The organism is Exiguobacterium sp. s129 (assembly GCF_018617585.1).
GTDB classification, from domain to species: domain Bacteria; phylum Bacillota; class Bacilli; order Exiguobacteriales; family Exiguobacteriaceae; genus Exiguobacterium; species Exiguobacterium aestuarii_A.
Genome location: NZ_JACSKL010000003.1, coordinates 117,219 through 143,397, shown reverse-complemented (window position 1 = coordinate 143,397; position 26,179 = coordinate 117,219). Strand labels below are relative to the sequence as shown.

The following is a 26,179-nucleotide window of genomic DNA, read 5'->3' as shown; positions in this document are numbered from 1 at the left end:
AAAAGCTGTGTGGGGACCCTTTTTCTGAGAGGGTCCTTCTTTCATACAATCAGGAGGATAACAGAATGTTTAAATGGGTGAATCCTAAAACAAAAATCGAGGCAGAATTAAGTGTTCCTGAGCACGTAGCCATCATCATGGATGGAAATGGACGTTGGGCCAAAAAACGTGGTCTCCCTCGCATCATGGGTCACCGAGAAGGGATGAAGTCAATCCGTGAAGCGGTTCGGACAGCGCAAGAACTCGGGATTCAGTCACTGACGCTTTACGCGTTCTCTACGGAAAACTGGACTCGTCCGGAAGAGGAAGTCTCGTTCTTGATGAAGTTGCCGAAACAGTTTTTAGAGACCGATTTGAAAGAACTTCATGAACAAAACGTCCAGGTGCTCGTCGCTGGTGACACGACGAAACTTCCACGCGAGACGCGTGAGGCTGTCGATCAGGCGAGAGAACGGACCGCTACAAATACAGGTTTAAAACTCGTCTTTGCACTCAACTATGGTGGTCGAGATGAACTCGTCCAAGCGATGCGTAGCATTGCCGAGGATGTACAGTCTGGTATGCTAGTACCAGACGCAGTGGATGATCAGTTGATCGGTGAACGACTCATGACTCACGTTCAAGATGTGGACCTCATCATACGTACGAGCGGTGAACAACGACTGTCAAACTTTTTACTATGGCAAAGCGCATATGCTGAACTCCACTTCACAGAAGTATTGTGGCCGGAATTTAAGCGTGAGCATTTTGTAGAAGCGATTGAATCTTACAACGCGCGCACGCGACGTTTTGGTGGGGTGTAACATGAAGACACGAATTATTACAGGCCTATGGGCAGGCGCAATCTTTATTACCGTCATCGCACTCGGTGGTAACGCATTTGTTTCTTTAATGGGGATTCTCGCCCTCATTGGATTGAGCGAGTTCACGTTGATGCGAAAACATAAGCTGTTGGCGTTCCCATTTTTAGTGACATCGCTCCTCGTTGCTTTCCCATTCGTCTTGTTGTTACTGGAAACACGAATCGTCACGGACGAGATGCCGTTCACGATTGAACAGTGGCTCGTGTTAGGGCTTGTGTTATTACTGTTTTGGACAGTCGTCACAAAAAATCGATTCACCTATGAAGATGCGGGATTCTATTTCGTATCCGCTGTCTACTTGGTCGTCGGTTTCTCAAGTTTCGCACTCGTACGCCTATCTGACGACGGGTTGTCGAAAGTGTTGCTCATCTTGTTCATGATTTGGGCAACGGATTCTGGAGCCTATTTCACTGGAAAGGCGTTCGGGAAGGCAAAATTATGGCCATCGATCAGCCCGAATAAGACGATTGAAGGGGCAATCGGCGGAATTGTATCGGCCATTATACTCGGCATCATCTTCGTCTGGATCGATCCGATTTTACCGGTATTAGAAGTGATTATTTTAGCCATTGTCGTTGCCGTCGTCGGACAGCTCGGTGATTTGGTACAATCCGCTTATAAACGTCAGTTCGGAGTAAAAGATTCAGGTCATCTCTTACCTGGCCACGGAGGAATCCTTGACCGGTTCGACAGTATGATTGCGGTTTTTACCGTCATTTGGGTGTTTAATCTGCTATAAGAAGGAGTGTCGAGATGAAGCGAATTAGCTTAATTGGGGCGACAGGTTCGATTGGCGTGCAGACATGTGACGTCATCGAACAGCACCCCGACCTGTTTGAATTAGAGGCGTATGCGTTCGGCACGAACGTCGATGTTGCCACGGAATGGATCAATCGACTTAGACCAAAATATGTGTCGGCGACAAGTATCGAGGTACTCGAACAATTGAAGCCGCGCCTTACATATGAACCTCTATATTTCATCGGTCCTGAAGGTCTCAAAGAGTGTGCGACGGCAGAACGCGCGGATATCGTCGTGACAGCAGTCGTGGGAGCGGTCGGTCTCGAGCCGACGCTTGCTGCGATTCAAGCAGGAAAAGATATTGCACTCGCCAACAAAGAAACACTCGTTACGGCAGGGCACCTCGTCAAGGCGGCCGTGAAAGAACATGGAGTTAAACTTTTACCGGTCGATAGCGAGCATTCTGCCATCTACCAATGTTTGAATGGGGAACGAAGAGAAGATGTTTCAAAAATTATTTTAACAGCGTCTGGTGGAAGCTTCCGTGACCGTTCGCGGGAAGAATTAGCCGACGTGACGGTTGAAGATGCATTGAATCATCCGAACTGGTCGATGGGGGCGAAGATCACAATCGACTCTGCGACAATGTTTAATAAAGGGCTCGAGGTGATCGAGGCACACTGGCTGTTCGATATCGATTATAATGATATTGAAGTCATCTTGCATCGTGAATCGATTATTCACTCGATGGTCGAATTTAAAGATGCAGCCGTGATGGCACAACTCGGAAACCCGGATATGCGGGGACCGATTCTCTATGCGCTTTCGGAACCGAAGCGGCTTGAAATTGAGGGGAATAAGCGGTTAAACTTGAAAGAAATCGGTAAGCTACATTTTCAAGAGGCTGATTTCAACCGTTATCCGGCACTTCGGTTAGCGTTTGAAGCAGGAAGAATCGGCGGCTCGATGCCGACAGTCCTGAATGCGGCCAATGAGATGGCAGTGGACCTGTTCTTAAACGGTCAGATCACGTTCTTAGAAATTGAACGACTCGTGGAAGAGGCGATGGCTCAACATGAAGTGATTGCCGAACCGACGCTCGCACAAATTCTAGAAGTAGACCGAGCAGTACGTCAACAGATTCAGCAAGGAATTGAAGGTGGGGAATAAATCATGACGACTTTTATCGCCATCGTTCTGATGTTCGGGGTTCTCATTTCGGTACACGAATGGGGACACCTCGTCATGGCGAAACGGGCAGGCATTCTCTGTCACGAGTTTGCAATCGGATTCGGTCCAAAAATTGTTTCATTCCGTAAAAATGAAACGCTCTATACCATCCGTCTCTTACCAATCGGTGGCTATGTCAAAATGGCTGGGGAAGATTTCGAACCGATTGAAGTACGTGCAGGGCAACACGTTGGACTTCGTTTAACCGAACAAGGCACAGTGGATCGGGTTTATTTTCAGCCGGACACCGCTACAGATGTTCAAGTCGTCGGTACCGTCGATAAATTTGATGCGACGCATGAATTAAAAGTACAGCTCCTCATCGATGAGGAAGTGCGTGTCTATTCGTTAGAACGGGATACACTTCTTGTCGACCAAGGGATGGAAATTCAAATCGCACCGTATGATCGCACGTTCGGTGCCCAATCGGTATGGAAACGGGTCTTGGCGATTGCAGCCGGTCCAGCGATGAATTTCGTGTTAGCGTTCATCTTGCTCATTATCGTGGGTCTCGTTCAAGGAACGCCGACGAACGATGGTCAAATCGGTACCGTTCAACCTGATTCAGCCGCTGATGAGGCAGGGTTGATGAGTGGAGATGAAATTGTTTCGATTGAAGGCGAACCAGTCACGGATTGGCTCGACTTGCGCACGGCTCTAGCTGACCGCGCCGATACGCCGACGGATGTCACGTACGTCCGCGATGGTGAGGAGGCGACCGTCACCGTCACACCACAAGCGGTTGAACAAAATGGCGAAACGGTCGGGATTCTTGGTGTCACAAACGCATTAGAGCGGTCACCGGTCAAAGCCGTGACGACAGGTGCTGAGACGACGTGGACGATGTCCACCCTCATCTTCTCAGCAGTCGGTGATTTGGTGACAGGACAAGTTGGTGTCGATCAATTGGCAGGACCTGTCGGAATCGTACGGATGACAGACGAAGTGGCAGCGAGCGGTTTGATTATGCTGTTGAACTGGACAGCGCTCCTTTCTGTCAACCTCGCCATCTTCAACTTGCTCCCACTCCCGGCTTTGGATGGAGGACGTTTGATTTTCCTCTTATTCGAAGCGGTGCGAGGGCGTCCAATTGATCCGAAAAAGGAAGGATTCGTCCACTTTATCGGGTTCGCTTTATTGATGATCTTAATGTTGATTGTCACTTGGAACGACATTCAATCATTCTTTAAATAAGCTGTTTGTAGAGAAGGGAAACGTTGAACTGTATGAAACAATCTAGATTGCTCATGCCTACATTGAGAGAAGTACCGGCTGACGCGGAAGCGGTCAGCCATCAACTTCTCGTCCGTGGAGGATTCATCCGTCAAAATGCGGCAGGAATCTATTCTTATCTTCCACTCGGACATAAAGTGTTACACAACATCCAAACAATCATCCGTGAAGAGATGAATCGTGCGGGTGCACAAGAGTTATTGATGCCGGCCATCCAACCGGCAGAACTATGGGAAGAGACGGGACGTTGGGGCATTTATGGTCCTGAATTGATGCGATTGACTGACCGCCATGACCGTCGCTTCGCACTCGGTGCGACACACGAAGAATTGATCACATCAATCGTCCGAGACGAGCTCAACTCGTATAAAAAACTTCCAATGAACTTGTATCAGATTCAAACGAAGTATCGCGATGAACGTCGTCCGCGCTTTGGATTGCTTCGCGGACGTGAGTTCTTGATGAAGGATGCATACTCATTCCACGCGACACAAGAAGACTTAGACGAAGAATATACAAACATGTATAACGCGTACTCACGCATCTTCGACCGCACAGGTCTTAAGTATCGTCCGGTCGTCGCAGACTCTGGAGCAATCGGCGGGAAAGATACGCACGAATTCCAAGCGCTCGCTGATATCGGTGAAGACACGATCGTTTATACCGATTCATCGAACTATGCGGCGAACATTGAAATGGCAGAAACACTCGACCGTTATGAGATGCAACAAGCTGATGTACGTCCACTCGAAAAAGTGGACACGGAAGAAAATCGCACGATTGAAGACGTAGCGAAATTCTTGAACGTCGATCCAAAGACGACCATCAAATCTGTCCTATTCAATGTGGATGGAGAGACGGTGATGGCAATCGTCCGTGGCGACCACGAAGCGAACGAGGTCAAAGTGAAGAACGCACTCGGTGGACTCGATATTCAACTCGAAGATGAGGCAAAAATCGTCGAGTTGTTCAAGTGTGCACCAGGTACGCTCGGACCAATCCATGCGCCAGTTAAAGTCGTTGCCGACTATGCGGTCAAGTATCTCGTGGACGCTGTTTGTGGAGCGAACGAAGCAAACACGCACTACACAGGCGTAAATGCTGAGCGTGACTTAGGAGAATTGACTTATCATGATTTACGTTTCGTCGTCGAAGGCGATTTAGCACCTGACGAGTCGGGTCCTGTTCGTTTCGCTCGCGGAATCGAAGTCGGACAAGTCTTCAAACTTGGGACACGTTATTCAGAGGCGATGGGAGCGACATTCTTAAACGAAGAAGGTCGTGCTGAACCACTCATCATGGGTTGCTATGGAATCGGTGTGTCACGGACACTTTCTGCCATCGTCGAACAACATCATGACGATCGTGGAATCATCTGGCCACGAAACGTGGCGCCGTTCGATCTTCATTTGATTGCAATCAACACGAAAGATGAGGCGCAAGTTGAACTTGCAAATCGTCTTTATGAAGAGCTCGGCCAAACGTACGATGTCTTGTTCGATGATCGAAAAGAACGAGCGGGCGTCAAATTTGCCGATGCAGACTTGATCGGTCTTCCGATTCGCGTCAACGTCGGGAAAAAAGCCGGTGAAGGAATCGTTGAAGTAAAAGTACGTGCCACAGGCGAAGTGATTGAAACTTCAATCGACGAATTGAAACAAGTCATTACTTCAAAATTTAGCGAAGTTCATTAATTAATGGATGAAGGTGACAGCGTAAGCGGTCACCTTCATTTGTCGAATTGGCATAAAGGGGGAAAGACGGACCCGTGGAAGCAAATCAAAAGATGCAACTATTATTAAGTGATCTTGGGATCACGACTGAGACAGACCTGTTCGACGAAGCGGAACTCTCACGACTCGTCGTCAATAAAACACGACGTACGTGGACATTTTATTTTACATTTCCGACAGTCTTACCGTACGACGTCCATCAATTGTTCATGAGTCGGTTAGAAAATCGGTACGCGACGTTCGCTGACGAAGTGTACGCGCGGTTCTCGACGGCAAAAGGTGGGAGCGAGCAGGACTATATCGACTACTGGCCACGAATCGTCAGTGAATTGAGTCAAGTGTCCGGGGCGATGCGAAGCTACTTCGGATCGGTCTCACCGCGATTTGAACAGAATAAACTGTTAATCCCGGTACGGTCCGGACCTGAGGCGAGCTATGTGGACAAAGAGCTCTGTCAAGAAGTCCAAGCGCTCTATAGCGCATATGGGTTCACGAAAAAACCGTGTCAGGCACACTTCTCTGAAGATGCCGAAGCAAGTCAGGCTTTACGTGAACAAGTTGTTCAGGAAGACATTGAGCAAGCGAAAATGGCTCTTGCGGCACAATTCGCTAAAGCGACAGAAACGAACGATGAACCCATCACAGAGATTCGGATGGGTGCTCTCATCAAAGATGAGATTGTTCCAATCAAGACGATTATCGAAGAAGAACGCCGCGTCGCCATTCGTGGTCTCGTCTTCTCTGCGGAGCGAAAAGAGCTGAAGAGTGGGAAAAAGCTATTCACTTTCAAAATGACGGACTATACCGATTCGCTCATCGTGAAAGTGTTTGCGCGCGATGACGATGACGATCGGATGCTCAGTGCCGTCAAAAAGGGCATGTGGATTCAAACGGCAGGACGAGTCGAGGATGATTCGTTCATGCGTGAACTATGCATGATGGCGTCGCAACTCCAAGAAGTAAAAGTCGAGCCACCCCGAGATGAATGGGAAGGTGAGAAGCGGGTAGAACTCCACGCACATACACAGATGAGTCAAATGGACGCAGTCACGAACGTGTCCGCTCTTGTCGCGCGTGCTGCTAAGTGGGGACATCGTGCGATTGCGATTACCGACCATGCTGGTGTTCAAGCGTTCCCGGAAGCGTATTATGCCGGGAAGAAAAACGACATCAAAGTGTTGTACGGAGTCGAGGCGAATGTCGTCAATGATGGCGTCCCGGTCGCGTATCATCCAAGTGATGTGTCGTTAGACGATGCAACATACGTCGTCTTTGACGTCGAGACGACGGGTCTTTCTGCCGTCTACAATAAAATCATCGAGCTCGCTGGTGTCAAAATCAAGGACGGGGAGATTATCGACCGCTTTGAGGCGTTCGCTGACCCGAAACATGCGTTGTCGGCGACGACAATCGAGTTGACGGGAATCACGGATGACATGGTGCAAGGACAACCTGACCCAGAAGTCATCACGAAACAGTTCGTCGAATGGTGTGGTGACAGTATCCTCGTCGCCCATAACGCATCGTTCGACATGGGTTTCCTCGAGGCGACACTTCGGAGCGGAGGTCATGAACCGGATGATTACCCGGTCATCGATACACTCGAGCTGGCTCGTACGTTGATGCCGACCTTGAAAAATCACCGACTGAACACGCTTGCGAAGCGATTCGATATCGAATTGACTCAGCATCACCGTGCGATTTATGACGCGGAAGCGACAGCGTATTTGTTGATGAAACTTCTCGACCTCGCCAAACAGATGTTTGAGATGACGACGCATCGCTCGTTGAACGCCAAAGTCGGGAGTGACGTGTCGAAGATTCGTCCGTTCCATGCGACGATTTATGCGAAAAATAAAAAGCCAGGACTTCGTCATTTATATGAACTCATTTCACTCTCTCATATCGATTATTTATATCGGATGGCACGGATGCCACGTTCAGAGCTCGTAAAGCGCCGTGAAGGACTATTGATTGGTTCGGCTTGTGACAATGGTGAGATTTTTGACGCTGCTTTGAACAAGTCAGATGATGAGCTCGAGAAGATGATGTCGTTTTACGACTTTATCGAGATTCACCCGCCGGCGCTATATCACCATTTGATCGATAAAGAGATTGTCGCGAATGAGATGGAGCTCCGTGAAATCATCAAACGAATCATCCGTGTCGCGGAGAAAGCCGAGTTGCCGGTATGTGCGACAGGGAATGTGCACTATTTAGATCGGTCCGACCGTTCGTATCGTGAGATCTTGATTCGTACCCAAGGTGGGGCGAACTTCATCAATACACGTAAAGAGTTGCCACATGCCCACTTCCGGACAACGAAGGAAATGATGGAAGAATTCAAGTTTCTAGGTGACGACTTGGCACGTGAAATTGTCATCACGAACCCGAATGCGATCGCCGATCAAATCGAATCAATCCAAATCATCCCGGATGACTTATATACGCCAAAAATTGAAGGCGCGGATGACGAGGTTCGGAATATGAGCTACGACATGGCCCGTTCGATTTATGGGGAAGAGCTTCCTGAGATTGTGGAGGCGCGACTAGAAAAAGAATTGAAGTCAATCATCGGTCATGGATTCGCGGTCATTTACTTGATCTCACATAAACTTGTTAAGAAATCTCTAGACGACGGGTACTTGGTCGGGTCGCGTGGGTCGGTCGGATCGAGTCTCGTCGCTACGATGACAGAGATCACCGAGGTCAACCCGCTACCGCCGCACTATGTATGTCCAAACTGTCAACATTCGCACTTCTTCAACGACGGATCGGTCGGTTCGGGATATGACTTACCGGACAAAGAGTGTCCGGAATGTGGCACGTGGTATACAAAAGATGGACATGATATTCCGTTCGAAACGTTCCTCGGATTCAAAGGGGACAAAGTGCCAGATATCGATTTGAACTTCTCGGGTGAATATCAACCGCATGCCCACGCCTATACAAAGGTGTTGTTCGGAGAAGAATATGTATATCGTGCCGGCACGATCGGAACGATTGCGGATAAGACGGCATATGGGTACGTGAAAGGATATGCGACCGAGAACGACAAGATTTATCGAAACGCGGAGGTCGATCGTCTCGTCTCCGGGGTTACCGGCGTGAAACGGACGACGGGGCAGCACCCGGGTGGAATCATCGTTGTTCCTGACTATATGGACATCGCGGACATTTCACCGATTCAATATCCGGCGGATGACAACTCGTCTGAATGGAAGACGACACACTTCGACTTCCATTCCATCCATGACAACTTATTGAAGCTCGATATTCTCGGGCACGATGACCCGACCGTCATTCGGATGCTCCAAGACTTATCCGGGATCGATCCGAAAACGATTCCGACAGACGATCCGACCGTCATGAAAATTTTCTCCTCGCCAGAAGTGCTCGGAGTGACACCGGAACAGATCGAGTCGAAGACCGGCACACTCGGGATTCCTGAGTTTGGGACGAAGTTCGTCCGTCAGATGCTTGAAGAGACGAAACCGTCCACGTTCTCGGAGCTCGTTCAGATCTCAGGTCTGTCTCACGGGACGGATGTGTGGCTTGGGAACGCGAATGAACTGATTTACAACGGGACGTGTGAACTGAAAGACGTTATCGGTTGTCGTGACGACATCATGGTCTATTTGATTTACGCAGGGCTCGAACCATCGTTCGCCTTCAAAATCATGGAGTCTGTCCGTAAAGGGAAAGGTCTCACAGACGAGATGGAGTCAGAGATGCGAGAGAACGACGTGCCGGAATGGTATATCTCTTCTTGTAAGAAGATCAAATACATGTTCCCGAAAGCGCACGCGACGGCATACGTCTTGATGGCCGTTCGTATCGCATATTTCAAAGTGCATCATCCTATCTTGTACTATGCGACATACTTCACCGTGCGCGCCGGGGACTTTGACTTATCTGCAATGATCAAAGGCCCTCAAGCCGTCCGTAAAGCGATGTCGGATATTCGGGAAAAAGGTTTCGACGCGACAGCGAAAGATAAAGGACTGCATACGGTCCTCGAACTTGCCCTTGAGATGCTTGAGCGGGGCATGAAGTTCCAAAACATCGACTTGTATCGTTCAAGCGCGACAGAGTTCTTGATTGAGGACAATACGTTGATTCCTCCATTCAATGCGGTCGATGGGCTCGGGACGAATGCGGCAAAAGCGATTGTCGAAGCGAGGGAGGAAGGACAGTTCCTTTCGAAAGAAGATTTACGCAAACGAGCGAAGTTATCGAAAACGGTCATCGAGACACTTGATACAATGAAATGTCTTGAAGGCTTGCCTGATGAGAACCAACTCTCATTCTTTGATTTTGGGGTGTAAGTTGCGATTTGTCGGGAAAATATGATATATTGGTATCGAACAAAGTTGGATACTACGACGGAAAGGAGTAGGGAACCCTACTCCTTTCTTGTATGTAAAAGCCAGAAGGAGGGATGAGAGTGTCCAAAATAACAGAAGTCGTTGAATCGATTGCGTTGCCAATCGTCGAACGAGAAAACATGGAATTGGTCGATGTGGAATTCGTAAAAGAAGGTCCAGACTGGTTCTTGCGCGTTTATATCGATAAACCAGGGGGCGTCGATTTAGACGATTGCGTCAATATCAATGAACAACTCTCGGAAAAACTGAACGAAACCGATCCGATTGAACAGGCTTATTATCTTGATGTCTCGAGTCCTGGTGCGGAGCGTCCGCTGAAAAAGCCGAGTGATTTCGAACGTGCTGTAGGCAAAAACGTCTACATGAAAACGTTCGCTCCGATCGATGGTGCCAAAGAGTTTGAAGGAATTTTGACGGCATATGATGGGGAAACGGTCGTGATCGAGACACGCATCAAGACGAGAAAAAAAGCGGTATCGCTACCGGTAGACAAAATTGCACAAGCCCGCTTAGCGGTCACGTTTAGTTAAGGAGAGGGAAGAAGATGGGTCCACAATTACTCACTACAATCGATCAGATTGCCAAAGAAAAAGGAATTGACAAAAATATTATTATCGACGCTCTCGAACAAGCGCTCATTTCTGCATATCGCCGAAACGTCGCGAACCCGAACGAGCATGTGAAAGTCGAATTCGATCAGGTGACAGGAGACATTCGTGTCTACGCACTTTTAGAAGTCGTCGAACGTCTCACACAACCAGACCAACAGCTCTCGCTTGAGGAAGCACATGAAATCGACCCGAACTATGAGCTCGGTGATTTCCATAAAGAAGAAGTCACACCAAGTGATTTCGGACGTGTCGCAGCGATGACGGCGAAACAAGTCGTGACGCAGAAGATGCGTGAAGCGGAGCGTGAACGCATCTACAACCACTTCGCAGATAAAGAAGACGAGATCATGACAGGGATTGTGGAGCGTTTTGACCCGCGCAACTTGTACATCGGTCTTGAGAACAACATCGAAGCAGTCCTTACTCCGAACGAACAAATGCCGAACGAGTCGTATCAGATTCATGACCGAATCAAGGTATACGTGACGAAAGTTGATTCGACGACAAAAGGTTCAGGTGCTGCGATTCAAGTGTCGCGTACGCATCCGGGACTTTTGCGCCGTTTGTTTGAGCTTGAAGTACCTGAGATTTCAAACGGAACAGTCGATGTCATGTCTGTATCGCGTGAAGCAGGTGACCGTTCGAAAATTGCTGTGCACTCGGATATCGTTGACCCGGTCGGCGCATGTGTCGGACCGAAAGGACAACGTGTTCAAACGATCGTCGACGAGTTGAACGGTGAGAAGATTGATATCGTCCGTTGGTCTGAAGACCCGAAAGAGTTCGTTCGAAACGCACTCAGCCCGGCACAAGTCGTTGCCGTCTATGTCAATGAGCCTGCGAAGTCGACGACAGTCGTCGTACCGGACTACCAATTGTCACTCGCGATTGGAAAACGTGGTCAAAACGCTCGTCTCGCAGCGAAATTGACTGGTTGGAAAATCGACATTAAGAGCGAGACAGATGCGGAAGCACTCGATTTGTTCGATACGTTCGCTGAAAAAGTTGAATCAGAACCAGAAATTGTTCAAAATGAAGTTGAACAAGACTTATCAGATGCTTCAGTTGAAACAGCTGTGGTGAAAGAAGAGGAATGACCATGAAGCAAAAGAAACTTCCTTTGCGTAAGTGTGTGGTCACACAAGAAATGCTCCCGAAGAAAGAATTGATTCGTGTCGTTCGAACGCCTGAAGGTGACGTGGTCATCGATCAGACGGGTAAAGTGAACGGTCGCGGTGCCTACTTATCAAAAGATATCGATGTTGTTCGTCAAGCAGAGAAAAAACGGACGCTCGATCATCATTTGAAAGTGAAAACGAGCGATGACTTGTATGAGCAGTTGAAAGCTGTCGCAGGTGACGAATCATGAGTCAGTGGGAATCATTGTTAGGCCTTGCCGCTCGAGCAAGGAAAGTAACGATGGGAGAAGAGTTTGTATTAAAGGATGTGCGAGCGGGTCGTGCCAAGCTCGTCATTCTAGCCGGAGATGCAGGTGCCTCGACGAAAAAACGAGTCACCGACAAGTGTGCATCTTATCAAGTGCCGCTGATTGAAGTGAGCGATCGCTATACAATTGGTGCTGCACTCGGTAAAGATATGCGTGTCGTCGTATCGGTGACAGAATCCGGATTTGCGAACAAGCTTAAGCAACTTCTCTCTTAACTATTAACGGAGGTGGATGCTTTGGGAAAACGCGTCTATGAATTTGCAAAAGAACAGAATGTAACGAGTAAGCAAGTCATTACTCAATTAGAAAAATTGAACAAACCGGTGAAAAACCACATGGCCGTCCTCGATGATGAGACAGTCAAACAGTTGGACCGTGTGTTCAATCCAGAAAAATATCGTGCTGAGAAGCAAGCTGAAGCGAAAGCGACTTCAACTTCGAACGAGCCGAAACAAGAGAAAAAAGAACAGTCACGTCCGCAAGCGACGCAACAAAACCGTGGCGGTCAAAACAACCGCGGTGGTCAAAATCGTAACGACAACCGTAACAACGATCCACGCAATAAAAAACGTGGAAAAGGGAAAGGTAAAGGCAAGCCGGTAAAAGCGGCCGTGCCACAAGAAGCCGATCCAAATTCGAAGACAAGTCAGCGTAAAGCGGCTCGTCTCGCTCAAGAAGCAGAGATGGGGAACGTCATCAAGTATGAGGATGTGCTCAGTGTCTCTGACCTCGCAGAGAAAATGAACAAAAAACCAAACGAAATCATCATGAAGTTGATGGGCCTTGGTGTGATGGCGACAATCAACCAGACACTCGATGACGAAACAATCGAGTTGCTCGCTTCAGAGTTTGGTTTTGAAGTAGAAAAAGAAGTCGTCGTCGATGAGACAGACTTCGAAACAGTTGAGATTGACTTCTCACAATATGATCTTGAAGAGCGCCCAGCGGTCGTTACAATCATGGGTCACGTTGACCACGGTAAAACGACACTTCTTGACTCGATTCGTAACACGAAAGTCGTTGCAGGAGAAGCGGGTGGAATCACGCAGCATATCGGTGCGTACCAAGTGTCTGTAAACGACAAGAAAATCACATTCCTCGATACGCCAGGTCACGCGGCGTTCACAACGATGCGTGCACGTGGTGCGGAAGTGACAGATATCGCCATTATCGTCGTTGCGGCTGACGATGGCGTCATGCCACAAACAGAGGAAGCGATTTCGCACGCAAAAGCAGCGAACGTTCCAATCATCGTTGCGGTCAACAAAATGGACAAAGAAGGGGCAAACCCTGACCGTGTCAAACAAGAGTTGACTGAGTTCGGTCTCATTCCGGAAGAGTGGGGCGGCGAAACGATTTTCGTTCCGATCTCTGCGATTAAAGGTGAAGGAATCGATGAGTTGCTCGAGATGATTCTTCTCGTATCTGAAGTCGAAGAATACAAGTCGACGCCAGACATGCCAGCTCGTGGATCAGTCATCGAAGCAAAACTCGACAAAGGTCGTGGACCTGTTGCAACGCTTCTCGTTCAACACGGTACGCTTCGTATCGGTGACCCAATCGTTGTCGGTAGCACGTTCGGTCGCGTCCGTGCAATGGTCAACGACATCGGTCGTCGTGTGAAACAAGTCGGTCCATCTACACCGATTGAAATCACAGGTTTGAACGATGTTCCACAAGCCGGTGATCAGTTCATCGTGTTTGAAGATGAGAAGAAAGCACGTGCAATCGGGGAAAAACGTTACCAACGTTACCTCGAGTCACAACGCCGTGAATCAGCGAAAGTCAGCCTTGACGATTTGTTCAGCCGTATTCAAGAAGGTGAAGTGAAAGACTTGAACGTCATCATTAAAGCAGACGTACAAGGTTCAGCTGAAGCATTGGCTGGTTCACTCCGCAAGATTGATGTCGAAGGCGTCAAAGTTAACATCGTTCACCAAGGTGTCGGTGCCATCACAGAAGGTGACGTCATTCTCGCATCAGCTGCGAACGCCGTCATCATCGGTTTCAACGTACGTCCTGACGGTAACGCTCGTTCGATGGCTGAACAGGAAAATGTTGAAATGCGTCTCCACCGCATCATCTACAACGCGATCGAAGAAATCGAGAGCGCGATGAAAGGGATGCTTGACCCTGAGTTCGTCGAAGAGATCACTGGTCAAGTCGAAGTCCGTGACGTCTTCAAAGTATCGAAAGTCGGTACGATTGCAGGTTGTTATGTGACTGAAGGTAAAATCACACGTGACGCTGGTGTCCGTGTCATTCGTAACGGAATCGTCGTATATGAAGGCAAGCTCGATACGCTTCGCCGCTTCAAAGATGATGTAAAAGAAGTTGCGACTGGTTATGAGTGTGGGATTAAAGTAGAGAAATTTGATGACATCAAAGTAGAAGATGTTATTGAAGCGTTCGTCATGAAAGAAGTCGAACGTAAATAATGTGAGGAGGGATCACGTATGAAAATTCGTGCCCAACGTGTTGCCGAGCAAATGCGTAAAGAGATTACAGACGTCTTGTTACGGGAAGTGAGTGACCCACGTACAAAGAACGCTACAATTACAAGCGTTGATGTGACAGGGGACTTACAACAAGCAACGGTCTACTATACGGTGCTCGGTGATGAGGAAGATGTGAAAGCAGAAACGCAAGCAGGTCTCGACAAAGCGAAAGGATTTATCCGTCGCGAAATCGGGAACCGCATCCGTCTTCGTAAAACACCAGAAATCTCGTTTGAATACGATTCTTCGGTCGCATATGGTAGCCATATCGATTCATTGATTCGTGATTTGAACAAAGACCAATAATTTGAAAGGGGAGACATCGTTCTCCCTTTTTTGTATGGAGGGATGAAGTTGGAACCGAACGGAGTGCTTGTACTCGATAAGGACCGAGGCATGACGAGTCATGACTGCGTGTTCAAGTTACGAAAGTTGTTTCAAACGAAAAAAGTGGGTCATACGGGCACGCTTGACCCGGAAGTGACAGGCGTATTACCAATCTGTTTAGGACGTGCCACGAAGTTATCTCGTTTTATCACGGATGAGGGCAAGTGTTACGTGGCCGAGGTGACAATCGGGACGGCCACTATGACCGAGGACGCTCATGGCGAGGTCGTAGAACAGAAGACAGTCACACCGAATGAGTTGGTCGAGTCACAGATTGATGAAGCGATGCGACAATTGGTCGGAACGATTGAACAGATTCCACCTTATTATTCAGCGGTCAAGGTCAATGGGAAGAAACTGTATGAGTACGCCCGCAAAGGCCAAACCGTAGAACGCCCCCGTCGGATGGTCGAGATTCACCGTCTGGAGCGGACGAGCGAGTTAACGTTTGAAGAAGGAGTATGTCGTTTCCAAATGGAAATCGATTGCGGAAAAGGGACGTACATTCGTACACTCGCTGTACAAATCGGTGAGAAGCTCGGTTACCCTGCCCATATGAGCGAACTGAGACGCACGAGCTCCGGCTCTTTCGAAGAAGCGAACGCTATATCCCTCGAACAGTTACAGGCATTAGAGACGGTCGAAGAACGAATGGCGCATGTCATCCCACTCGAAGAGGTCATCAAACGTTGGCCAGCCATCACGATTCCAAAGAATCGAGAGCGGTATATTCGGAATGGTGGCAAGCTGAACGGCGTTTCGCTCGAATTTGAGTTATTTACTGTCTATAATGAAGAAGGAATCCCTCTTGCTTTATATCGAAGACAAGATGGAACGACAGACGCTACAGTCGAGGTCATGCTGGCCATCGACTAAGGGGGAAATTGACAGTATGGAAACAAGACATCTCACCTATCCAGAAACGCCTGACCTGTATCCATCGGTCATGGTACTCGGTTTTTTTGACGGTGTTCATAAAGGGCATCAAGCCGTGATCAATCATGCGAAGCGTGTTGCAGCGGAGCATAACCTTCCGGTGACGGTCGTCACGTTCGACCCACACCCGAAACAAGTACTCTCAAACAAATCCGACGCGGTCCGTTATATCACGCCGCTATCCCGAAAATTGAAACGAATCGAAGCGCTCGGGGTCGAGCGATGTCTCGTCTTGACCTTTACGAAAGAGTTGGCTGGATTATCTCCTCAACAGTTTGTCGACGATTATTTGATTGCTGCTGGAGCCGTACACGTGACGGCAGGATTTGATTACTCGTACGGCAAGTTCGGTGAAGGGACGATGGAGACACTCCCATACCATTCTCGCGATCAGTTCACGACGTCCATTGTTACAGAACAGACGATGAATGGAGAAAAGGTATCATCGACGCGAATTCGTAAATTATTAGCTGAAGGCCACGTCGACGCGGCTCAAGAGTTACTCGGTGCTCCTTATGTCATCTGCGGTGAAGTCATTCACGGAGATGCGAGAGGGCGTACAATCGGGTTCCCGACAGCAAACGTGTTGATGGACGCTTCATATGTCATGCCACGACTCGGCGTGTATGCGACACGTGTCACGCTCCCTGATGGTCGGACGTTCGAGGCGATGACCAACGTCGGGCGTCGTCCGACGTTCTATGAGACGGGAGCAGTCTCTGTCGAAAGTCATCTCTTTGACTTTTCGGAGGATTTGTACGGGCAAGTGATCGAGATCGAGTGGGTTCAGTATATTCGTAACGAGCGAGCGTTCGATGGGTTAGATGCATTGGTCGCTCAACTGAAACAGGATGAGGTATCGGCACGCTCAATCCTATCTTGACTTTCGGTTGCGGTTACGCTATCCTTGTCAAGTACGCAAAGTACACCGTTTCGCTTGGCTGGTCGATTCACCAACGCCGGCTCGGCAACGCGGCAATTTTTAATTAAATGGAGGTGGAGAGGCAATGGCACTCTCAAAAGAACGTAAAAACGAAATTATCGCGGAATACGCGACTAAACAAGGTGACACTGGTTCACCGGAAGTACAAGTGGCAGTGTTGACTGAACAAATCAACACATTGAACGCTCACCTTCGTACACACAAGAAAGACCACCACTCACGTCGCGGTCTCTTGAAAATGGTTGGACGTCGTCGTAACTTGCTTACGTACCTTCGTAACAAGGACGTTACGCGCTACCGTGAATTGATTCAACGCCTCGGTCTCCGTCGTTAATCGATCGAGACTGTTTAACGGGCTGGGACAACGTCCTAGTCCGTTTCTTGTTTGTTAAGAGGAAAATGATTAGACATTCGTAAGATAGAGTTACATAATAAACTAGATAAGGTTTGAGAGGAGAATGTACATGTTAGGTACGAAACAAGTATTCTCTACAGAGTGGGGCGGACGCCCATTGTCTGTAGAGGTCGGTCAACTTGCGAAGCAAGCAAATGGCTCGGCGCTCGTTCGCTATGGTGACACGGTCGTCCTTGCGACAGTAACGGCTTCAAAAGCACCAAAAGATTTAGACTTTTTCCCATTGACGGTCAACTATGAGGAAAAACTTTACTCGGTAGGTAAAATTCCAGGAGGATTCCTTCGCCGTGAAGGACGTCCGGGGGAAAATGCGATTTTGACATCACGTCTCATCGACCGTCCGATTCGTCCACTCTTCCCAGATGGATTCCGTCATGACATTCAAGTCATGATTTATGTCATGTCGAACGATCCAGACTGCTCGGCGGAGATGGCGGGTATGCTTGGAACGTCAATCGCACTTTCGATTTCAGATGTACCATTTGACGGTCCAATCGCAGGTGTGACGGTCGGACGTGTTGACGGCGAATTCGTTGTTAACCCAACGACGGCTCAAATGGAGAAAACGGATCTTGAGCTTCAAGTTGCAGGTACATCGACTGCCATCAACATGGTTGAAGCTGGCGCGAATGAAGTGCCAGAAGATGTCATGCTTGAGTCGATCTTGTTTGGGCATGAAGAAATCAAACGTTTGATTGCGTTCCAACAAGAGATTGTTGATGCAGTCGGCAAACCGAAGTTTGAATATACGGTCTCGAAATACGATGAGGCACTCACAGCAGAACTTGAAGCAGCTCGTCCTGAAATCGTTGAAGCGGTTCAAGTGGAAGAGAAACATGCCCGCGATGAAGCGATCAACGAAGTGATTGCGAAATACGTGGCGATGTATGAAGAGCGCCTTGCTGATGAGCCGTCGAAACTTGGAGAAGTTTCAGGCATCTTGAACAAATTTGTCAAAGATGAAGTCCGTCGCTTGATCACGGTCGACAAAGTCCGTCCAGACGGTCGTCGCCCGGATGTCATCCGTCCGCTCGCATCAGAAGTCGGATTGCTTCCACGTGCACACGGTGTCGGTCTCTTCACACGTGGTCAAACACAAGTCATGTCGGTCGCAACACTCGGTGTCATCGGTGATGCGCAAATCATCGACGGAATCGGCTTAGAAGAGAACAAGCGCTTCATGCACCATTACAACTTCCCACCGTTCTCGGTCGGAGAAGCACGTCCAGTCCGCGCACCAGGTCGTCGCGAGATTGGTCACGGGGCACTCGGTGAGCGCGCACTCTTGCCAATCATTCCGAAAGAAGCAGACTTCCCGTATACGATTCGTCTCGTCTCGGAAGTACTTGAATCAAACGGCTCAAGTTCACAAGCTTCAATCTGTGGCTCGACGCTTGCCTTGATGGATGCAGGTGTACCAATCAAAGCGCCGGTCGCTGGGATTGCCATGGGTCTCATCATGGAAGGGGAGCATTACACGGTCTTGACAGATATTCAAGGACTCGAAGATCACCTCGGTGACATGGACTTCAAAGTTGCCGGAACGAAAGATGGGATTACGGCCCTTCAAATGGATATCAAGATTGCTGGAATCACGCGTGAAATCTTAGAAGAAGCGCTTGAACAGGCACGTGTCGGTCGTCTACACATCCTTGACCATATGCTTGAAACATTAGACACACCACGCACACAATTGTCGAAATATGCACCGAAGATTGTGACGATGACAATCAATCCGGACAAGATCCGCGATGTGATTGGACCAGGTGGTAAGATGATCAATAGCATCATCGACCAAACAGGCGTCAAGATTGACATCGAACAAGATGGTACGGTGTTCATCGCCTCGACAGACCAAGAAGGCATTGATCTTGCCATGAAGATGATCGGGGACATCGTTCGCGAAGTCGTAGTCGGTGAAGTATTTGATGCAACGGTACGCCGCATCGAGAAGTTTGGCGCGTTCGTCGAACTTTTCAAAGGAAAAGATGCACTCGTACACGTTTCAGAATTCAGTCTCGAGCGTGTCGCAAACGTTGAAGACGTTGTGAAGCTCGGTGATACGATTCAAGTTAAAGTCACGGAAATCGATGATAAAGGTCGTGTCAACGCATCGCATAAAGCGCTCATCTTAGAAGGATTATCTCCTGAAGAGCGTGAAGCGTATGAAGCGAAACGGAAGGCTGCACGTGAAAGCCGTCCACCTCGTGAAGGCCGTCCGCCACGTCGTGACGGGGACCGTCGTCCGCCGCGCTCGACAAATTAATTATTCTGGCCATCGTCTTGGTGCGATGGCCTTTTTCATAGGAGTGAGAATATGGAATGGATGACACTACAAAACGGTATCCGCGTCATCATCGAACCGATTGAAGGTTCTCGCAGTACGTCGACCGGTGTATTTATTAAAGCAGGGACACGAACAGAGTCATTTGAAAACATCGGAATCAGTCATTTGATTGAACACATGTTATTTAAAGGAACATCGACGAAAAACGCGAAAGAAATCGCTTCCTTTTTCGATGAACTTGGTGGAAGCGTCAATGCCTTCACCTCAAAAGACCATACTTGTTTTTACGTGAAGACGCTCGACGAACATGCGGTCATGGCGCTCGACGTCTTGACAGACATGTTGTTTGACTCGGTACTCGATGAGACAGAACTCGAAAAAGAGAAACGTGTCGTCGTGGAAGAAATCAAAATGTATGAGGATACGCCTGAAGATCTCGTACATGAGCTATTGGCAGTTGCGGCATATCGTGACGATATCCTCGCACAACCAATCCTTGGAACGGAGGAGAGCGTCAATCGATTGACACGCGACCAACTCGTCGATTATTTACAAGAACGTTACGTGGCAGAAGAAATCGTCGTCTCCATCGCAGGACATGTCTCTGAAGAGTTGATGGAGGCAGTGAAACGTAGGTTTGCCAACATCCCTTCTAGGGAATCGTCGAAAGAACTCAATCAACCAGAACTGTTCCATGATACGTTGACGAAACGTAAGGAGACAGAGCAAGCACATCTCTGTTGGAACTATGAAGCCATCTCGGCAATGGATGATCGTTTACCGCACTTAGCACTGATGAACAACGCCATCGGTGCAACGATGTCCTCACGGTTATTTCAATCGATTCGTGAAGAAGAAGGATTGGCCTACTCGATTTACTCATACTATACGACGTTCGCCGATCATGGGACGTTTACAATCTATGTCGGAACATCTCCAGACACGTTGAATCAAGTCGAAGTCATTCTAGAAAGAGAATTGAAGCGTTTGTTCGAAGAAGGATTGACGGATGAAGAAGTCGATAAAGGGAAACGCCAATTGAAAGGTTCGCTCGTTCTCGGGAATGAAAGCTCGAGCGCACGGATGAATCGGAATGGTCGGAACTTGTTACTACTTGATGAAGTAGAGCCGATTGAACAAGTGATTCAAAAAGTGGAGAAAATCAAGCGTGATGAGGTCAATGCGTTGATTCGTGAAGTATTGACACATCAGCCAGCGAAGTCATATGTCCTCCCAAACGAAGCGTGACTTGAAACCGAATTGTAAGTTCTCTACACTGATTAAGAGGTATTCTTTAGTTTGGATAGGATACAGGTGAAAGAAGGGAAAGACTTGAACTTAACGGACTTAGTGAAGACGATACAACTCATTAACCAACCAAATCTTGAAGGCATCGTGGTGACTCACGTGACAACCGATTCTCGGGAAGTTGTCCCGGGGACGTTGTTTGTCGCCATTAAAGGCTACACGGTCGATGGACATGAATATGCGACTCAAGCAGTGGAACGAGGGGCAGTAGCGGTTGTCAGTGAACGACCGCTCGAACTATCGGTTCCGAACTTGATTGTGCGCGATAGTTCTCGCTCGGTCGGTCTTTTAGCTTCGGCGTTTTATGCGTATCCTTCTGAACAGATGCGACTGTTCGGAATCACTGGAACGAATGGTAAAACGACGACGACCACGATTTTACGGGATGTCCTAGACGTCCTCGGACACTCGACTGGCCTGATTGGCACCGTCGAGGTACGAATCAATGACAAGGTCGTACCGAGCAAGAATACGACACCTCAAAGCTCAGAACTGCAACAACTACTGGCACAAATGCGTGATGAGGGTGTGACGGACGTCATGATGGAAGTCTCTTCGCACGGTCTCGAACTCGGTCGTGTCATCGGTACGGATTTTGATATTGTCGGATTTACGAATTTGACGCATGATCATCTCGATTTTCATGGGACGTTTGAAAATTATGCCCGCGCAAAGGGATTGTTGTTCGCTCAACTCGGTCAAATGGCATCACGTGGGAAGGTAGCCGTCTTGAATGCGGATGATGCACAGAGCGCTCTCTATGAGACGATGACAGGCGCTAAAGTGTTGACATATGGAATCGACACGACGGCCGATTTGATGGCGTCAGAGATTGAACAGACGTTGTCTCAAACGAGCTTTGTGTTGAACTATCAAGGCACACGCCTACCGGTGACCGTACAGTTTATCGGTCGTTTTAACGTGTATAATTTATTGCTGGCGACAGGTTGCCTCCTCGCAGCAGGATACTCATTGGAGCAAATCGCTAGAGCGCTTGAAATGATTCATCCGGCCAAAGGACGCATGCAGCGCCTAGACGTGCCTGGGTACAACGTATACGCAGACTATGCACATACACCGGATGGCATCGAACAATGTTTGAAATCGCTCGTCGGTGTACCGAAAGAGAAGATTGTCTTTTTAATCGGTACGGGCGGAAACCGTGACGTGACAAAACGTCCGGCAATGGGTGAGATGGCATCGACTTACGCTGGGACAGTCATTATTACAACGGACGACCCGCGTTTCGAAGCGTATGAATCCATCACGAAAGGGATTGCGGCCGGAATGACGCATGATAACTATGTGGAGATCGGCGACCGGGAAGAAGCAGTCCGTTACGCGGCAAGTTTAGCCAAATCGGATAATATCATCGTGTTAGCAGGAAAAGGGCACGAAAAATATCAAATTATCGGAAACGAAAAATTGCCACTCGACGAAGAGGCGATTGTCCGATCGACCATTTTGAATACGGAGGAAGCATGATTTATGGCAGTACAACCAGTTACGTTGACAGAAAAAGAACATGACGACTTCGTCAAAGCACATGATCGTGGTGATTTATTACAACTATCAAGTTGGGGAGATGTAAAACGACAGAACGGATGGACGTCGGAGCGCGTTGCAGTTGCCCGTGACGGTTTAACGACCGGTGCGGCGTTACTGTTATTTAAGCGAGTTCCGAAATTACCATATACGCTATGTTATGCACCACGCGGATTTGTGGTGGATTATGATGATGTGGCGTCTCTCCAGGCACTTGTAAAAGAAGCGAAGCGAGTCGCTGCTAATCACAAAGCGATTGTCATCAAAATCGATCCAAACATCGACCGCGATGAGATCCCGGGCCTCTTGACGGAAATGGAAGCCGTTGGATTTCATCATAAAGGGTACGGGGGTGGCTTTGACTATGCACAACCTCGTTTCACGATGGAGACAGATTTACGTCCGAGTGAAAAAGAAATCTTTGCGAAATTCCATCATAAATTCCGTTATAACGTCCGGTTAGCGGAGAAAAAAGGAATCGTCTGTAAAGAAGTCGGGCGAGACGGATTAAAAACGTTTGCCGACCTCATGAAAGTGACGGGAGAACGTGATGGGTTTGCCATTCGAGGTCTCGATTATTTTGAGAATCTATATGATTGTCTCCAACCGAACGATGCGCGACTCTTTTTGACAAAGCTCGAACCGAAAATTGCGCTCGAGCAGCAACAAGCGACGCTTGAAAAAGCAAAAAAAGAGTTGGAAAAGATTGAACGTGGATTAGAGAAGGAAACGGTCGAAAAGAAACGGACAAGCCTTCTTAATCGTAAAGAACAGACGGTGGCACAAATTCAAAAAGCTGAGCAGGCGTTACCTGAGCTCATCGAACTGAACAAGACTTATCCGGATGGGATTGTGTTGTCAGGTGGGCTATTGACACTTGCGGGACGACGTTCATATTACTTATATGGTGCCTCATCGAATGAATTCCGTGAGTTCATGCCGAACCATTTGATGCAGTGGACGATGATGCAAGCGGCGAAAGAGAGTGGAGCCGAACGATATGACTTCGGCGGTGTCTCAGGCAGCACAGACCCAGATGATGAATACGCGGGTCTCTATGCCTTCAAGTCCGGATGGGGGAGTGACATGATTGAGAAAGTCGGAGAGTTCGACCTCGTCTTGAATCGTCCACTCTATATGGCACTTGAAAAAGGATTACCAATCCTTAAAGGACTGCGTAAACGGTTAAGAAGATGAGGTGGACCGGCGTGTTATCACTTGCGATGGTCGCCTTCTTGATTGGGATAGTGCTGGCTTACTTTTATATGCAACCACAACCTGTACCGTGGGTGGATGAGCCGACGTTTGAAGCGGACATGTGTGTGCGAAACGTAGAGGCAGAAAGTACTATTTTGGCAAGAACCAATATTGACTTCGACCGCCTTCATCCGCAAGTTGCGGAACGGGGAGCGACCTTCGTGCGCTTGGCACATTCTTGTCTCGGTCTCGAAGTTCGACTGACGTCAGGATATCGTTCAGCGAAAGAGCAAAATGCATTATATGCGCAAGGCCGGTCTGAACCCGGGCAAGTCGTGACGAATGCAAAAGCGGGTCAGAGCTATCATAATTATGGACTTGCAGTCGATTTTGTCATCATCCATGAAAACAAAACGGACTACGATTTAAGTACGGACCGTAATCGCAATGATGTACCAGATTGGCAAGAGCTCGGAGAATTAGGGAAGGCGCTCGGTTTCGAATGGGGTGGGGACTGGAACTCATTCCCTGACTATCCGCACCTCCAGATGGACTTTGGCTTGTCCATCCGACAACTCGACGCAGGGAAACGCCCAGATAAAGAAGCGGTCGCACCGCTTGCGGATACACTAAAACCTCTACTAGATTGAACGGAAATGTTGGCAATGAAGCCGTTTTCCGATACAATATTCAGTAGCGATAAGGGACGAAACAGAATATGAAACATTTAGGAGGTTTTTGTTAGTGTCAAAAAAGAAGACAGAGAATATTAGCGTCTTTGCGCTTGGAGGCGTAGGCGAAATCGGAAAGAACATGTACGTCGTGGAGCTAGACGACGACATCTTCGTCATCGATGCCGGTCTCATGTTTCCAGGCGATGAGATGCTCGGGATTGATATCGTCATCCCAGACATCACTTATTTAAAAGAAAACAAGGATCGCGTCCGAGCGATTTTCATCACACACGGTCACGAAGACCACATTGGTGGACTCAGCTACGTCTTACGCGATTTAAAACACGTTCCGGTATACGGGACAAAATTGACTCTCGGGTTAATTGAACTGAAATTAAAAGAGGCCGGTTTGTTGAAAGAAGTCGACCTTCGCATGATTGATGCCAAAACGAAATTGACTATCGCTGATCATCTCGTCACGTTCTTCCGCGTCAATCACTCGATTCCCGACTGTGTCGGTGTTTGTATTCAAACATCTCAAGGTGCGATCGTCCATACCGGAGATTTCAAGTTTGATTATACGCCAGTCGATGGGAAACAATCCGATTTCAATAAATTAGCAGCGATTGGACAGCGCGGTGTACTCGCGTTACTTTCTGATTCGACAAACGCAGAGCGTCCGGGTCAGACTGGTTCAGAATCGATTGTCGGTGCTGAATTGAACGATGTGATTTATCAAGCCGAAGGTCGTGTCATCGTAGCGTCATTCGCGTCGAACGTCCATCGCTTACAGCAAGTCTTTGCAGCCGCAGAAGCGAATGACCGTAAAGTCGCGGTCGTTGGCCGCAGTATGGTCAATATCGTCGAAGTCGCACAAAAATTAAACTACTTACGTTTCAAAGCGAAGACGCTCGTCGAGTTGTCGCAAGTGAATCGTCTTCCTGATAACAAAGTCGTCATCTTGACGACAGGGTCTCAAGGTGAGCCGATGGCTGCGTTGACTCGTATGGCACGTAACGCGCATAAGCAAGTGAACATTCGTTTGAATGACACAGTTGTCATTGCGGCGACACCGATTCCAGGGAATGAAAAGTCGGTTTCGAAAACGATTGATCTATTGTTCCGTTCTGGGGCAAACGTCATTTACAACCAACGTAAAGTCCACGTATCTGGACACGGGTCGGCTGAAGAGTTGAAGTTAATGCTCAACCTCGTCAAACCAAAATACTTCTTACCGATTCACGGGGAATACCGGATGCAAATGGCACACTCAAAACTCGCTGAACAAGTAGGTGTCAAACCGAACAACATCTTCATCGTCGAAAAAGGAGATGTCGTCGAGTTCACTGGTCGAAAAGCCCGGATGAGCCGAAAAGTTCCTGCAGGTAATGTATTGATTGATGGGATTGGCGTCGGTGACGTCGGGAACATCGTCTTACGAGACCGTCGTTTGTTGTCACAAGATGGGGTCGTGCTTTGCGTGGTCACATTGAATCGGAAACAGAAGAAATTGATTTCAGGACCTGAACTCATCTCCCGTGGATTCGTGTATATGCGCGAATCGGAAGAAATGATTTCAGAGGCAAACCGTATTGTCACGAAACAGATTGAAAAGAGTCTGCAAGCTGGCAGTGATTGGACCGAATTGAAATCAAATATCCGCGAGCGACTTAGCGTCTTCTTATTCGAGCAGACGAAACGTCGTCCGATGATCTTGCCGATCATCATGGAGATTTAATGGAA

21 protein-coding genes are annotated in these 26,179 nt (G+C 48.3%); all 21 read left to right on the top strand.

Features of this window, described 5'->3' with window-relative positions; genetic code table 11:
• Nucleotides 1-65: 65 nt before the first annotated feature.
• The 21 genes from KNO92_RS05260 (at nt 66) to KNO92_RS05160 (ending at nt 26,174) form a co-directional block, all read left to right on the top strand.
• Nucleotides 66-803, top strand: a complete 738-nt coding sequence (locus KNO92_RS05260) for an undecaprenyl pyrophosphate synthase (RefSeq protein ID WP_214691837.1) — start codon at nt 66-68, stop codon at nt 801-803.
• A 1-nt stretch (nt 804) separates the two neighbouring features.
• Complete coding sequence (locus KNO92_RS05255; RefSeq protein WP_214760326.1) at nt 805-1,602, top strand: phosphatidate cytidylyltransferase; 798 nt, start codon at nt 805-807, stop codon at nt 1,600-1,602.
• 14 nt (nt 1,603-1,616) lie between these two features.
• Nucleotides 1,617-2,774 carry a 1-deoxy-D-xylulose-5-phosphate reductoisomerase gene (gene dxr, locus KNO92_RS05250; protein ID WP_214691839.1) on the top strand — a complete coding sequence of 386 codons (1,158 nt, stop codon included), beginning with the start codon at nt 1,617-1,619 and terminating at the stop codon, nt 2,772-2,774.
• A gap of 3 nt (nt 2,775-2,777) precedes the next feature.
• Nucleotides 2,778-4,028, top strand: a complete 1,251-nt coding sequence (rseP, locus tag KNO92_RS05245) for an RIP metalloprotease RseP (protein WP_214691840.1) — start codon at nt 2,778-2,780, stop codon at nt 4,026-4,028.
• 32 nt (nt 4,029-4,060) lie between these two features.
• Entirely contained in the window at nt 4,061-5,761 is a 1,701-nt protein-coding gene (locus tag KNO92_RS05240; RefSeq protein WP_214691841.1) for a proline--tRNA ligase, read from the top strand.
• Between the two features lie 92 nt (nt 5,762-5,853).
• Nucleotides 5,854-10,128: a PolC-type DNA polymerase III gene (locus KNO92_RS05235; RefSeq protein ID WP_251127073.1), complete on the top strand. Its 4,275-nt coding sequence runs from the start codon at nt 5,854-5,856 to the stop codon at nt 10,126-10,128.
• Nucleotides 10,129-10,247: 119 nt separating this feature from the next.
• The gene (gene rimP / locus KNO92_RS05230; RefSeq protein WP_015881425.1) at nt 10,248-10,718 is read left to right on the top strand and encodes a ribosome maturation factor RimP; all 471 of its coding nucleotides are present in this window, start codon (nt 10,248-10,250) and stop codon (nt 10,716-10,718) included.
• A 14-nt stretch (nt 10,719-10,732) separates the two neighbouring features.
• The gene (gene nusA / locus KNO92_RS05225; protein WP_214691843.1) at nt 10,733-11,896 is read left to right on the top strand and encodes a transcription termination factor NusA; all 1,164 of its coding nucleotides are present in this window, start codon (nt 10,733-10,735) and stop codon (nt 11,894-11,896) included.
• Complete coding sequence (gene rnpM, locus KNO92_RS05220; RefSeq protein ID WP_198930016.1) at nt 11,893-12,168, top strand: RNase P modulator RnpM; 276 nt, start codon at nt 11,893-11,895, stop codon at nt 12,166-12,168. Before nusA ends, rnpM begins: the two co-directional genes overlap by 4 nt.
• Nucleotides 12,165-12,461, top strand: a complete 297-nt coding sequence (locus tag KNO92_RS05215; protein ID WP_015881428.1) for a YlxQ family RNA-binding protein — start codon at nt 12,165-12,167, stop codon at nt 12,459-12,461. Before rnpM ends, KNO92_RS05215 begins: the two co-directional genes overlap by 4 nt.
• A 21-nt stretch (nt 12,462-12,482) precedes the next feature.
• Complete coding sequence (infB, locus tag KNO92_RS05210) at nt 12,483-14,684, top strand: translation initiation factor IF-2 (protein ID WP_214691844.1); 2,202 nt, start codon at nt 12,483-12,485, stop codon at nt 14,682-14,684.
• Nucleotides 14,685-14,702: 18 nt separating this feature from the next.
• Nucleotides 14,703-15,050 (top strand): 30S ribosome-binding factor RbfA, encoded by a 348-nt coding sequence (rbfA, locus tag KNO92_RS05205; RefSeq protein ID WP_015881430.1) that lies wholly within the window; start codon nt 14,703-14,705, stop codon nt 15,048-15,050.
• Between the two features lie 42 nt (nt 15,051-15,092).
• Complete coding sequence (gene truB / locus KNO92_RS05200) at nt 15,093-16,007, top strand: tRNA pseudouridine(55) synthase TruB (protein WP_251126857.1); 915 nt, start codon at nt 15,093-15,095, stop codon at nt 16,005-16,007.
• Nucleotides 16,008-16,023: 16 nt separating this feature from the next.
• Nucleotides 16,024-16,950 carry a bifunctional riboflavin kinase/FAD synthetase gene (locus tag KNO92_RS05195; RefSeq protein ID WP_214691846.1) on the top strand — a complete coding sequence of 309 codons (927 nt, stop codon included), beginning with the start codon at nt 16,024-16,026 and terminating at the stop codon, nt 16,948-16,950.
• A gap of 124 nt (nt 16,951-17,074) precedes the next feature.
• Nucleotides 17,075-17,344 carry a 30S ribosomal protein S15 gene (gene rpsO / locus KNO92_RS05190; protein ID WP_074034662.1) on the top strand — a complete coding sequence of 90 codons (270 nt, stop codon included), beginning with the start codon at nt 17,075-17,077 and terminating at the stop codon, nt 17,342-17,344.
• A 130-nt stretch (nt 17,345-17,474) separates the two neighbouring features.
• The gene (gene pnp / locus KNO92_RS05185; protein WP_214691847.1) at nt 17,475-19,691 is read left to right on the top strand and encodes a polyribonucleotide nucleotidyltransferase; all 2,217 of its coding nucleotides are present in this window, start codon (nt 17,475-17,477) and stop codon (nt 19,689-19,691) included.
• Between the two features lie 51 nt (nt 19,692-19,742).
• A complete protein-coding gene (locus tag KNO92_RS05180; RefSeq protein ID WP_214691848.1) occupies nt 19,743-20,960 on the top strand; it encodes a M16 family metallopeptidase in 1,218 nt (405 codons plus the stop codon).
• A gap of 51 nt (nt 20,961-21,011) precedes the next feature.
• Nucleotides 21,012-22,505 (top strand): UDP-N-acetylmuramoyl-L-alanyl-D-glutamate--2,6-diaminopimelate ligase, encoded by a 1,494-nt coding sequence (locus KNO92_RS05175; RefSeq protein WP_251127072.1) that lies wholly within the window; start codon nt 21,012-21,014, stop codon nt 22,503-22,505.
• Nucleotides 22,506-22,508: 3 nt separating this feature from the next.
• A complete protein-coding gene (locus KNO92_RS05170; RefSeq protein WP_214760322.1) occupies nt 22,509-23,762 on the top strand; it encodes a lipid II:glycine glycyltransferase FemX in 1,254 nt (417 codons plus the stop codon).
• A gap of 11 nt (nt 23,763-23,773) precedes the next feature.
• Nucleotides 23,774-24,412 (top strand): M15 family metallopeptidase, encoded by a 639-nt coding sequence (locus KNO92_RS05165; RefSeq protein ID WP_353047391.1) that lies wholly within the window; start codon nt 23,774-23,776, stop codon nt 24,410-24,412.
• Between the two features lie 94 nt (nt 24,413-24,506).
• Nucleotides 24,507-26,174, top strand: a complete 1,668-nt coding sequence (locus KNO92_RS05160) for a ribonuclease J (RefSeq protein ID WP_074034657.1) — start codon at nt 24,507-24,509, stop codon at nt 26,172-26,174.
• Nucleotides 26,175-26,179: the final 5 nt, after the last annotated feature.

Excerpts from the sequence above, each read along its gene's own strand:
- KNO92_RS05260 (WP_214691837.1), top strand. The coding sequence starts at position 66 with ATGTTTAAATGGGTGAATCCTAAAACAAAAATCGAGGCAGAATTAAGT.
- KNO92_RS05255 (WP_214760326.1), top strand. The coding sequence starts at position 805 with ATGAAGACACGAATTATTACAGGCCTATGGGCAGGCGCAATCTTTATT.
- dxr (WP_214691839.1), top strand. The coding sequence starts at position 1,617 with ATGAAGCGAATTAGCTTAATTGGGGCGACAGGTTCGATTGGCGTGCAG.
- rseP (WP_214691840.1), top strand. The coding sequence starts at position 2,778 with ATGACGACTTTTATCGCCATCGTTCTGATGTTCGGGGTTCTCATTTCG.
- KNO92_RS05240 (WP_214691841.1), top strand. The coding sequence starts at position 4,061 with ATGAAACAATCTAGATTGCTCATGCCTACATTGAGAGAAGTACCGGCT.
- KNO92_RS05235 (WP_251127073.1), top strand. The coding sequence starts at position 5,854 with ATGCAACTATTATTAAGTGATCTTGGGATCACGACTGAGACAGACCTG.
- nusA (WP_214691843.1), top strand. The coding sequence starts at position 10,733 with ATGGGTCCACAATTACTCACTACAATCGATCAGATTGCCAAAGAAAAA.
- rnpM (WP_198930016.1), top strand. The coding sequence starts at position 11,893 with ATGACCATGAAGCAAAAGAAACTTCCTTTGCGTAAGTGTGTGGTCACA.
- KNO92_RS05215 (WP_015881428.1), top strand. The coding sequence starts at position 12,165 with ATGAGTCAGTGGGAATCATTGTTAGGCCTTGCCGCTCGAGCAAGGAAA.
- rbfA (WP_015881430.1), top strand. The coding sequence starts at position 14,703 with ATGAAAATTCGTGCCCAACGTGTTGCCGAGCAAATGCGTAAAGAGATT.
- truB (WP_251126857.1), top strand. The coding sequence starts at position 15,093 with ATGAAGTTGGAACCGAACGGAGTGCTTGTACTCGATAAGGACCGAGGC.
- KNO92_RS05195 (WP_214691846.1), top strand. The coding sequence starts at position 16,024 with ATGGAAACAAGACATCTCACCTATCCAGAAACGCCTGACCTGTATCCA.
- rpsO (WP_074034662.1), top strand. The coding sequence starts at position 17,075 with ATGGCACTCTCAAAAGAACGTAAAAACGAAATTATCGCGGAATACGCG.
- pnp (WP_214691847.1), top strand. The coding sequence starts at position 17,475 with ATGTTAGGTACGAAACAAGTATTCTCTACAGAGTGGGGCGGACGCCCA.
- KNO92_RS05180 (WP_214691848.1), top strand. The coding sequence starts at position 19,743 with ATGGAATGGATGACACTACAAAACGGTATCCGCGTCATCATCGAACCG.
- KNO92_RS05170 (WP_214760322.1), top strand. The coding sequence starts at position 22,509 with ATGGCAGTACAACCAGTTACGTTGACAGAAAAAGAACATGACGACTTC.